Below are 9,994 nucleotides of genomic sequence, written 5' to 3' on the forward strand. Positions count from 1 at the left end.
CGCGATGACATCCACGAAGCCTTCCTCAGCCTGGCCTGCGCGATCATCTGCTGGCGCCGACTCCGCAACCTCTCATTGAGTTAGGAGTTCTTAGAGGTCCTGCTGCCGCACCTGGCCGGCCTGGTCGTCGAGAAGCCCGAGTCGGCCGGCGGTGGCGTACGGATCTGGGCTCGTGCCGCGGCGAGCGCGCGATCCTGTTCGTCGTGTGGGGTGAAGACGGAGCGAGTGCACAGTCGCTATCACCGTCGGTTGGCTGACGCGCCGGTTGCCGGGCTGCCGATGGTGCTGTGTCTGCGGATGCGCCGGTTCTTCTGCGACAACAGAGCGTGTCAGGTCAAGACTTTCGCAGAACAGATCAACGGCGTGACGCGCGCACACGCACGACGCAGCGCGCGACTGCTGGGGATGCTGGAATCCATCGGCCTAGCCGTAGCCGCCCGCGCCGGAGCACGACTGGCGATCCGTCTCGGCCTGATCACCGGCCGGGACACGTTGTTGCGCTTGGTCCGTGCCCTACCCGATCCCACCATCGGGACGATTACCGTCCTGGGCGTCGACGACTTCGCGTTCAGGCGCCGTCGTAGCTACGGGACCATCCTGCTGGACATGGCCACCCACCAACCGGTTGACCTGCTCCCCGATCGCACCGCGGACAGCCTCGCCGAATGGCTCCGCGCACACGGCGGTGTCGCTGTCGTCTGCCGAGATCGTGCTGGCGCGTATGCCGAAGGCACACATCTGGGGGCACCACAGGCTCTGCAGGTGGCCGACCGCTGGCACCTCTGGCACGGACTGGCCGGCTATGTCGAGAAAACAGTGCGACAGCATCGACACGACCTGCGCGAACCCGACCAGAACAAGCCCGCCGCTGACTCGAGCGCCGATACCACGATCGAGGTTCAGCAGATCGCGCTTGCCGCGGATACCGACCGGGTAGAGGCACAGGCCGTGGTCGTCCGCATCCGCGAGCATTACCAGGCAGTGCAACGACTTCTGGCCGACGGTGAGTCGCTCAGCGGGATCTCCCGCTCGCTGCGGATGGACCGCAAGACCGTTCGACGATTCGCCCGCGCCGAGAGCGTCGAGGAGTTGCTGATCAAGCAACGGGACGGTCGTCCCGGACCGTTGGAGCGGTTCAAACCGTACCTGCGTGAGCGATGGAACCACGGGTGCACGACCGCGACGGTCCTGCTTGTCGAGATCCGCGAGCAGGGCTACATCGGCAGCTACCAGGCGCTGACCCGCTATCTTCGTCTCTTTAGGACAGTCGGGGCCGCGCCACCGGCCACCCCTGCCCCGCCGAAGGTCCGAGACGTGACCCGGTGGATGCTTCAGCGTCCCGACGACCTCGACGACCGTGAACGCGGTCGGCTGGACGAGATCCTGGCCCGCAGTTCAGCGCTGGAGAAGCTGTCCTTCCACGTCACATCCTTCGCGGAGATGATGACCGGTCGCTTCGGAGAACGTCTCGATGACTGGATCTCCGCAGTGGAAGCGGACAACCTCCCTGAGCTGCACTCGTTCACCGCAGGGCTCAAACGCGACCATGCGGCCGTGGTCAACGGCCTCACGATGGAGCACAACTCCGGGGCGGTCGAAGGTTCCGTCTCCCGCCTGAAATCGATCAAGAGAAGCATGTACGGACGAGCGAAGTTCGACTTGCTCCGCAAGAAGGTCCTCTGCCGAGTCTGACTGCCCCAAGGATCGATCACGCAACCAGCGACAGGACCCTATTCAGAGAGCGCCATCAAAACTCACCAGGCAGGGGTACCTGCGGCTGCCAGCCGACGCCCGCCGAGCAGCCGACCTGAGTGCCGGGGACCGGGTCTTTCTCACCGCCGACCTGGAGCGGCAGGCGGTCACGGTGTTCCCGACCATCGCGCTGGACGGGCTGATCCTGCCAGTTCTGCCGGGTGGTGAGGACGAATGAGCGGCATACCGACAGAAGCAGAACTCGACGCCGCACGCCTCGTTCTCGACCGGATGGGCGTGACCGCCGAGGACCTGCTCAATTCCGCGAAACCGCCGGCCCCGACCTTCGGCGAGTACATCCCGATCGTCTCCGCCGCTGTCAGCGACGGTACCCGCCGCGCCTACAGCCCCTACTGGAACCGCGTTCTCGACCAGTGGACCCACATCTCCCTGAGCGACCGCACCCCGACCGACATCCAGCGCCTCGTCCAGCACGTGAAAGCCAACCTGACCGTCCGCCGCAATACCCGCAACGGCAATTCCGCGGCGGAGCACCTCATCGCCGCGCTGCGCTGTATCTACCGGCACGCCGTCAACGACGGCCTCATCGACGAACGTTCCAACCCCGCCGCCAAGGTCCCCAAACCCCGACGACAACCCAGCAACCGGCAAGCCCTATCAGGCAATCAGATGGATCAGCTCAACCACATCGCCTCCACCACGGGCAACGACCTCCCCCACCTTGATGTGGCACCTGCTCCAGCACATCGAAGACCGCGGCGCCGCTATGAACGGACGTCTCCTTCGCTATGCCGATGGCCGCCCGATCACCTACCACCGCTACGACCGCCTCTGGAGCCGCGTCGGCGAACACCTGTCCTGGGCAGCAAAACAAGGCGTCAGCACCCACTGGCTCCGCTACACCACACTCACCTGGGTCGAACGCAACTTCGGCTACGCCGTCGCCCGCGCCTACGCCGGACACAACGACACCAACACCGAGGCAGGCAGCACCACGACCTACGTCCGCGCCACCCTGGAAGAAATCGCGACGGCACTGGCAGCGCTCACCGGTGAGCAGCACCCGCTCGCCGCGTAACTGATTCCAGAACAGGCAGGGGCGGCCTGCTCCTTGCGAGAAGCAGGCCGCCCTCTCATGTCACGCTGAATTTGGTCAACACTGACGCAACTATGAACGCAGGTGAGCCCGCTGCCACACGAGGTGGGAGCTCGCACCGGCGAATTCGCAACAGCTCCCCGGTTCGGGTCATGAGCCCTCAAGCTCCTCGTTTGGAGCGTTTCCAAGCGGTACCAAAGAACTCGCGGAGTGTGCTCCGTGAGCCGAGGGCGAAGGGATCCCGTGTCCGAACAGCTTGACCACCCACCCGTGCTCGACCGTGACGACCGCCAAACGTCGGGCGCCGACCTTCGCGAAGCCGACGCTCGGTTCCGGCAGTGGATGTACGAGAACCTCAGCCACGCAGCGGACCATTTCGGTCTCGCCGTTGCCGAGCCGGCCCGGCTCGGTTGGCTGGACCGGTCGATCGGCGCACCCGTACGAGCTGGCGATCGGCAGCTCTGGCTTCGCGTGGTGTCCGAGGACAAGCAGTGGACCGGTGGTTACTTCTGGACCGGCAACCTCGACGCTAACGTGTTCGCGCAGCTCGCCAAACCGCGGGTTCTCGACGAAGCGTTGCGTTCCGCAGAGTCTCCTCACGACGCTGCGCCAACTCTCTCGAACGCAGACCAATCGTGAAGGTGGTCGACAACATTGGTCAGCGACTGGAAGGCGGGCGCTGTCCTGCCCGCCAGGCGAGGGCAGGAATCGCGGCGATCTTCGCCGGTTCCAGCTCTGACCACAGGATCCCTGCCGGCCGTCGCGGTGGACCGCACTCGATGACCTGAGTCGGGGTGACGATCACGTCGACGGAGAAGTCGTGGCTGGTCTCCGGGAGGTCGCCGTCGACGACCTCATCGGCGGCAACGGCAACGACAAGCTCACCCATCGATGCCTCCTGACCTGCACGGACCTATTTGTCGGCACGCACACCGTCCGTCTCCGGTAGCGGCGCTCCTGCTGGCGATAGCCGTATGCGGCGTTGCGCACCGCTTCGTCGCTCTCCAGACGCGCACCGAGCGCACCGGCCACGGTCGCGACGGATGCGGCCAGCCATGCCAGCCCCAGGTAGTCGCGCACGGCCGGAGGGTGACCGATCTGCTGTGCCAGCACCGACGGTTCCAGCACGAGCACCGCCGACGCGAGCACCAACAGGAACAACGCCGCGTACAGCGTGAAGATCCCCAGCACCAGCGTGACCACCGTGAGGTTGTACAGCCCCGCACGTTCCTTCCCGAGCGCGTCGGACGGGCGCTCCCACAACTCGTGCGTGACGACCAGCCAGGTGACCATCGCCGCGATCGACAACAGCATCGCCGCCACCAGCCTGACCACGCTCGACTGCCCGCCGAGCATTTGCGGGCTCCCGTCATCGACTTCGGCGCGGACCACTCGCCTGCCGGACCGCAATGCGATCCGCGGATCACGCGGATCACGCGCGTGATCGTAGGCAATGCTGACCAACTCGGTGCACACCAGCACGACATCGCCGAGAAAGCTGTACGCGACGGCGACAGGTCGCGATCCACGTAGACGACCCGTACGTCCAACAGACGGTCACGTCCCTCAACAGGTGTGCGGGTCGGCAGGTACCGACATCGGCTGCGGCCGATGAGGTTTCGTGTGCGGTGATGTCCACATCGGATGCGACGACCTTCCTGTCATGGTTTGCAGGACACAGGATCCTCGATCGTTCGACACATCGCGACGGCACAGACACTCAACGTCGCGCACCGGCGAGGCACAAGAAATAGTCCACTCCGGTCGGATGCTTTTCGCGTTTGGTGTGGCGGTGCAGAGTGAACTGTCCGCACGAATGTCCCAATTCCTGCTGGTACTCCCCGAGAAGCAACGGGAGATCGTCGTGCTGCGGGTGATCGTGGGACTGTCGGTTCTGGAGACTGCCGCGGCAGTTGGATCGACGGCAGGTGCGGTCCGGGTCATGCAACACCGCGCATTGGCCAAACTCCGCAGATCGTTGACCCGAGCAGGAACCTCGGAAGACCAGACCGATCACCCGATGAGGTGAACACTGCCGCGGCGGCTGATCGAAGGCGCCGAAAGGCCGCTATCTACATCGAGCAGGTCTTGCCTCGGAAGCGGAGGAAATTGGCGCGGGCGATCCTGCGGTCACCGAGACAGTCGCGCCTCGACACAGTGCTGACGTCAGCACGATGCGGCCGACCCGACCACCGCGGAGGCGAAGTGAAAAAGGCGATCAAGATCGCGAGCGCTACCACCGGGGGGACTTTTGTCCTCGTGGTGTTCATCGGCCTGATCGGCTCATCGGCGGAAACCGTGCAGGCGGGCAAGCCAGGACCGGCGACAACAGCGATCACCACGACGGCCGACGCACCACTTCCCCCAGCAGCCACGACGGCAACACCAACGAAACCTGCTGTTGCACCAACGACAGACAACAAGCAGGCAGCCGTGCCGGTCGAGTACAGGTCCGCCCTCAAGACGGCGGAGTCGTACGTCGATCTCATGCACATGTCGAAGCAGGGGGTTTACGATCAGCTCACCTCCGAGTACGGCGAGAAGTTTTCCGCGGCTGCCGCACAGTATGCTGTCGACAACGTGAAAGCGGACTGGAACGCGCAAGCCCTGGCCAGCGCGAAAAGCTACCAGAACACCATGCACATGTCTCCGTCTGCTATTCGTGATCAGCTGACATCCGAGTACGGCGAGAAATTCACAAAGGCGGAGGCGGACTACGCCATCGCCCATTTGAACGAATGACGACCGAGCGTGCGCCGGGTCCAGGCCTCGTCCGCGGTCAGGGCTCGCAGGCCGCGGACAGACGCGATTCAGTCCAATGGGTGCCGCACGACAGCATCGAACGGGCGCTTCTCCCTGCAGAATGGAGGACCGGACGCGGACGCCGGATCAGCCGCCCGGTCATCGGAGTGACCACCTTGACGAAGGCCGACGAGAGCATCGACACGGCAGCCAGCACGCTCGAGGACGAGCTCGGCGTGCGACATGTCGTCGTGCACGGCTACCGCCGCGCATTCAGGATGGCCGGCAGTGGCCCGGCCCTGCTGTTCATTCACGGGATCGGCGACAGCTCGGCCACCTGGCTGCACGTGCTGCACGCGCTGGCCCGGAACTTCACCGTGATCGCACCGGACTTGCTCGGCCACGGAGCGTCCGACAAGCCGAGTGCCGACTACTCCGTGGCGGGGTACGCGTGTGGAATGCGGGACCTGCTGACGGTGCTGGACGTCGATCGGGTGACCGTGGTCGGACATTCGCTCGGCGGTGGCGTGGCGATCCAGTTCGCCTACCAGTTCCCCGAGCGGTGTGAACGGCTCGTTCTGGTGGGAAGCGGCGGCATCGGCAGGCACGTACATCCGCTGCTTCGGCTGGCTTGCCTGCCCGGCGCCGAGCTGGTCATTTCACTGGCCACCACTCCACCGGTACTGCTGGCCACCTCGCTCCTCGCGCCGCTCGTGCGCTGCGCCGGTGGTCTCGGACTCGGGTCCGACCTCCACTACGCCCTGGAGCGGTTCCGCTCGCTGGCCGACGACACCTGCCGAAGAGCGTTCCTGCGGACCTTGCGGTCCGCGGTCGACTGGCGTGGGCAAACGGTCACCATCCTCGACCGGACGTATCTGCTGCTCGGGACACCCACTCTGCTGGTGTGGGGTGATCGAGACCAGGTCGTCTCGATCGACCACGCAGATCTGGCACGGGTGGCCATGCCCCACAGCCGCCTGGAGATCTTCACGGGTGCGGGGCACTTTCCCCACCAGGCCGATCCGGAACGTTTCGTCGCACTGCTCTCCGACTTCCACGCCGCCACCGCGGCCGCCCAGCACGACCGCAACCTCTGGCGCACGATGCTGTGCACCGGCCGGGTCGACCCGCCCCAGCGCGAGTCCGTCGCATCGGAAACCCTCGACACGATGCGCCGGACCGCTCACCCCAGCGGTTCGTGACGGGTGTCCGCCTCAAGCAGAACGCACCCGCGAGTTCAACGGTCGCCCGCGGCCGCCCGGCAGCGGTTCTCCTCGATCGGCCTGCGCAGCGCGGCGAACTGGTCGGCCGCTTCGAGGAACAGCGCGGCGGCCTGGGTGGTCTGCCCTGCCGCGCGGCGCAGTTCGGCCCGAACCTCCCACAGAGCGGCCGACCACGGACCGCCCTGCCACAGCCCGCTGATCCGCTCCGCCTCGGCCAGGTGGCGGCGGGCCCTGCCCAGGTCGTTCGCCTGGGCACAGGCTCGTGCCGCCTCGATCCGGAAGCCCATCGAGCACGGGTCGCACACGTGGGTCGCCTCGGCGACCAGCCGCTCTCCCTCGCGAACCGCGCTGAGCACCTCGACCAGCCGCGCCGCGGCGAGCACCCGCAGACCGTGCAGACGGATCACCAGATGGGACCGGATTCCCGATGACAGCGCCAGGGGCATCGCCCGATCCACCAGTGCGGAGGCGACGACACGTTCGCCGCGCCGCGCCCGCGCCTCCGCTGCCCGTTCCAGTGCAATGCTCTGCGCTGACACGCAACCAGCGCGCTCGGCGTCGACCAGAGACCGGTCCAGGTGCGCCAGCGCCTCGTCGACGTGCCCGGACAGCAGCGCGAACTCACCGAGCAGCAGGTGGGCCAGCGCGCGACCGGCCGTGGAACCAGCGTCGGTCGCGATACCGAGCAGGTCGCGGCCGAACGACTCCGCGCCCTCGTGCCCTTCCGGGCCGTACAGGTAGAACTCCTGGAAGCACAGGTGCGCGTCGAGGACCGCGGCCTCGAGGTTCGCCGACCGCCGGACGGAGTCGGCGAACTCCTGCCGGAACTGCTCGTGCCACGTGCCGCGCGCGTACGCGACGAGCGCCAGCAGGGTGGACGCCTCACCCAGTTCGTGTCCCATGCTCGCGTCCAACGCGAGCGCGCGTGCGCTCCTCGCCAGCCGCTCGGCCTCCTCGAGGTTGCGCCGGCCCCACGCCACCAGCCCGTTGGCGAGTGTCACCGCCACGATCTGCTCCACCGACGGCGGCTCAGCGCCCTCCGACAGCACGGACTCGTAGAGCGCGATCGTCTCGGCGTCCGGCCCGACACCGATGCGGTCCCGCAACGCCTCGCGAAGTTGTTCGAACTGGCGCAGAGCCTCACGGCGCCTTCCCTCCGACAGGTACTGCCGCATCAACGCGCGGTGTGCCTCTTCGTCGGTCTCGTCCAGCTCCAGCAGGCGCGTCCACTGTCCCGCGCACCGCAGCAGCGCGGAGTAGCGGGTCCTCGCCTTGGCCCGCCGTTCCTCCGCCCACCACTCGTACAGGTCGTCTGGGAGGAGGTCGCCGACATAGTCCGCGGCCGCGTCGCCGCACGCCCGCGCATCGGCGGACGCCAGCGCCGCTTCCGCGGCCCGCTCGAAGCGTTCGAGGTCGCAGTCCACTTCCCGGGACGGCCACAGCACCAGCACGTGCCCTGCCACACCGATCGCGTCCGGGTCACCGAGCGCGCGGCGCGCGTAGTGCACGGCTTTGCGGAGGTTCGCGCCCGCCGCCTCGGCCGACAGATGGGGCCACAGCAGGTTCATCGCCTGCTCGCGGTGCAGCCGGTGCCGAGGCTCGATCGCGAGGAGTTTCACCAGGTCGGCGGCGCGCCGGTTGCGCCAGGCATGCGTGGGAACGGGTCGGCCGTCCACCGCGACGCTGAACCCGCCGAGCACGCGCAGCTGGCAGGTGGCCGGCATGCCCGCACCTTACGTCGGATCTCTCGGGATCGCCGTTGGGAACGCTTCGGGAACGCGGTGAAGCACACGCTGGGATGAATTCCACGATCGACAGCTCCAAGGAGGACGAGATGCTGTTCATGGACGTGCACAACGAACTGCCCCAGGGAGCCACCGCGAAAGACGTCGCGGAGGCGCACGAGGCCGACCTGCGGACCCAGGACCAGTACGGCGTCCGCTACCTCAACTACTGGGTGGACGACAGCGCGGGCAAGGTGTTCTGCCTGGTCGATGCCCCGGACGCGGAGTCCGCACACCGAGTGCACCGCGAGGCGCACGGCCTCGTCGCCGACGAGATCTACCCGGTCGCGCAGGGATGAGGTGGCCGTCATGACGACGTTCGCCGCGAAGAACCTGAGTGCATCGGAGGAGATCCGCCGGTTCCCGAACGGCCACATCGACCTCGTGGACCTGGGAGGTGTGACCGCGGGCCGGGCCGAGTTCGAGCCCGGCTGGCGCTGGTCATGCGACGTCGCGCCGATCGCGGGCACCGAATCCTGCTAGGCGCGGCACACCGGATACGTGGTCTCCGGCCGCATGCACGTGCGCATGGACGACGGCACCGAGGCCGATGCGGGTCCTGGCGACGCCGTCCTGATCCCGGGCCACGACGCCTGGATCGTCGGCGACGAGACATGTGTCGTACCCGACTTCACCGGAATGGAGGGCTACGCCAAGCAGTGAGGAGCCATGCCCTGGTGCCCGGCGGCACGCCGCCGGCACCGGTTTTCTCGTGAGCCGGCGAGTCGAATTGTGAAAGCCGTTCAGGGAACTGCACCCGAAGTGCACCTGAACTGAACCAGTGGTTGCCACTGCACGTGGGCATTCCTTCCGGGTCTTCATGATGTTGCTGGTTCACAAGGGCGACCCATGATGTTCCGTACGCGTATGGCGACGATGCTGACTGTGGTGGTGACTGGGTTGATTTCAGTCACGGATGTGGCCGATGCCTCGGCGGAGGATCGAACCTGGGCAGTGGAAGGAAAACGCGTTCCCGACCAGTACATCGTGCTGCTCGCCTCGAAGGTCCCGCTGCCGCTGCCCACCGTGGCGTCGCAGCTGGCCGAAAAGCACGGCGGCAAGGTGCGTGAGATGTGGGGTGCCGCGCTGAACGGGTTCTCAGTGCGGATCACCGAGCAGCGGGCCGCCCAGCTGGCCGCCGATCCGCGGGTGGCCTATGTGGAGCCGGTTGTGGAGGTGGGACTCACCGAAACACAAGCCCCTGCACCGTGGAGCCTGGACCGCACCGACCAGCGCGCCCTGCCGCTGGACACCAAGTACTCCTATGCCACGACGGCGGCCAATGTGACCGCCTACATCCTCGACACCGGTATCCGCACGTCGCACGCCGAGTTCGGGGGGCGGGCCCGCGTCGGGTTCGACGCGATCGGCGACGGCCGCAACGGCCAGGACTGCCAGGGCCACGGCACCCACGTCGCGGGCACCGTCGGCGGCGC

At 66.9% G+C, this 9,994-nt stretch carries 11 protein-coding genes and 1 pseudogene; 10 read left to right on the forward strand and 2 right to left on the reverse strand.

The window, feature by feature from the left end; all coding sequences use genetic code 11:
• Positions 1-162: 162 nt before the first annotated feature.
• From ABZ345_RS46915 to ABZ345_RS46925, 3 genes are all read left to right on the forward strand, one after another.
• A complete protein-coding gene (locus tag ABZ345_RS46915; protein ID WP_359862208.1) occupies positions 163-1,692 on the forward strand; it encodes an ISL3 family transposase in 1,530 nt (509 codons plus the stop codon).
• Positions 1,693-2,479: 787 nt separating this feature from the next.
• The gene (locus ABZ345_RS46920; protein ID WP_359862191.1) at positions 2,480-2,791 is read left to right on the forward strand and encodes a hypothetical protein; all 312 of its coding nucleotides are present in this window, start codon (positions 2,480-2,482) and stop codon (positions 2,789-2,791) included.
• 288 nt (positions 2,792-3,079) lie between these two features.
• A complete protein-coding gene (locus ABZ345_RS46925; protein WP_359862193.1) occupies positions 3,080-3,448 on the forward strand; it encodes a hypothetical protein in 369 nt (122 codons plus the stop codon).
• Between the two features lie 162 nt (positions 3,449-3,610).
• Here the strand turns inward: ABZ345_RS46925 and ABZ345_RS46930 are convergent, their stop codons facing one another.
• Positions 3,611-4,165 carry a hypothetical protein gene (locus tag ABZ345_RS46930; protein WP_359862195.1) on the reverse strand — a complete coding sequence of 185 codons (555 nt, stop codon included), beginning with the start codon at positions 4,163-4,165 and terminating at the stop codon, positions 3,611-3,613.
• A 433-nt stretch (positions 4,166-4,598) separates the two neighbouring features.
• On the opposite strand from ABZ345_RS46930, the pseudogene ABZ345_RS46935 reads away from it, so the two are divergent.
• The 3 genes and pseudogenes from ABZ345_RS46935 to ABZ345_RS46945 all read left to right on the forward strand — a co-directional run.
• Positions 4,599-4,838: pseudogene (locus ABZ345_RS46935) on the forward strand (sigma factor-like helix-turn-helix DNA-binding protein); the annotation flags it as partial.
• A gap of 176 nt (positions 4,839-5,014) precedes the next feature.
• On the forward strand, positions 5,015-5,551 hold the full coding sequence (locus ABZ345_RS46940) for an Ltp family lipoprotein (protein ID WP_359862197.1): 537 nt from the start codon (positions 5,015-5,017) through the stop codon (positions 5,549-5,551).
• A gap of 278 nt (positions 5,552-5,829) precedes the next feature.
• Positions 5,830-6,753, forward strand: a complete 924-nt coding sequence (locus ABZ345_RS46945; protein WP_359862210.1) for an alpha/beta hydrolase — start codon at positions 5,830-5,832, stop codon at positions 6,751-6,753.
• A gap of 35 nt (positions 6,754-6,788) precedes the next feature.
• Here the strand turns inward: ABZ345_RS46945 and ABZ345_RS46950 are convergent, their stop codons facing one another.
• On the reverse strand, positions 6,789-8,498 hold the full coding sequence (locus tag ABZ345_RS46950) for a BTAD domain-containing putative transcriptional regulator (RefSeq protein WP_359862199.1): 1,710 nt from the start codon (positions 8,496-8,498) through the stop codon (positions 6,789-6,791).
• A gap of 74 nt (positions 8,499-8,572) precedes the next feature.
• Between ABZ345_RS46950 and ABZ345_RS46955 the strand changes: the two genes are divergently transcribed.
• The 4 genes from ABZ345_RS46955 to ABZ345_RS46970 all read left to right on the forward strand — a co-directional run.
• A complete protein-coding gene (locus ABZ345_RS46955; RefSeq protein ID WP_359862201.1) occupies positions 8,573-8,857 on the forward strand; it encodes a DUF4242 domain-containing protein in 285 nt (94 codons plus the stop codon).
• 10 nt (positions 8,858-8,867) lie between these two features.
• Positions 8,868-9,041: a hypothetical protein gene (locus ABZ345_RS46960; RefSeq protein ID WP_359862202.1), complete on the forward strand. Its 174-nt coding sequence runs from the start codon at positions 8,868-8,870 to the stop codon at positions 9,039-9,041.
• Positions 9,042-9,074: 33 nt separating this feature from the next.
• Positions 9,075-9,221, forward strand: coding sequence for a hypothetical protein (locus ABZ345_RS46965; RefSeq protein WP_359862204.1), 147 nt, complete (start codon positions 9,075-9,077; stop codon positions 9,219-9,221).
• A 291-nt stretch (positions 9,222-9,512) separates the two neighbouring features.
• The coding region (locus ABZ345_RS46970; protein ID WP_359862206.1) for a protease inhibitor I9 family protein at positions 9,513-9,994 on the forward strand (482 nt) is incomplete at its 3' end.

The sequence above is a fragment of the Lentzea sp. NPDC005914 genome, assembly GCF_040629405.1.
Lineage (GTDB): Bacteria > Actinomycetota > Actinomycetes > Mycobacteriales > Pseudonocardiaceae > Lentzea.

Excerpts from the sequence above, each read along its gene's own strand:
- ABZ345_RS46920 (WP_359862191.1), top strand. The coding sequence starts at position 2,480 with ATGAACGGACGTCTCCTTCGCTATGCCGATGGCCGCCCGATCACCTAC.
- ABZ345_RS46930 (WP_359862195.1), bottom strand. The coding sequence starts at position 4,165 with ATGCTCGGCGGGCAGTCGAGCGTGGTCAGGCTGGTGGCGGCGATGCTG.
- ABZ345_RS46945 (WP_359862210.1), top strand. The coding sequence starts at position 5,830 with ATGGCCGGCAGTGGCCCGGCCCTGCTGTTCATTCACGGGATCGGCGAC.
- ABZ345_RS46950 (WP_359862199.1), bottom strand. The coding sequence starts at position 8,498 with ATGCCGGCCACCTGCCAGCTGCGCGTGCTCGGCGGGTTCAGCGTCGCG.
- ABZ345_RS46955 (WP_359862201.1), top strand. The coding sequence starts at position 8,573 with ATGAATTCCACGATCGACAGCTCCAAGGAGGACGAGATGCTGTTCATG.
- ABZ345_RS46960 (WP_359862202.1), top strand. The coding sequence starts at position 8,868 with ATGACGACGTTCGCCGCGAAGAACCTGAGTGCATCGGAGGAGATCCGC.
- ABZ345_RS46965 (WP_359862204.1), top strand. The coding sequence starts at position 9,075 with ATGCACGTGCGCATGGACGACGGCACCGAGGCCGATGCGGGTCCTGGC.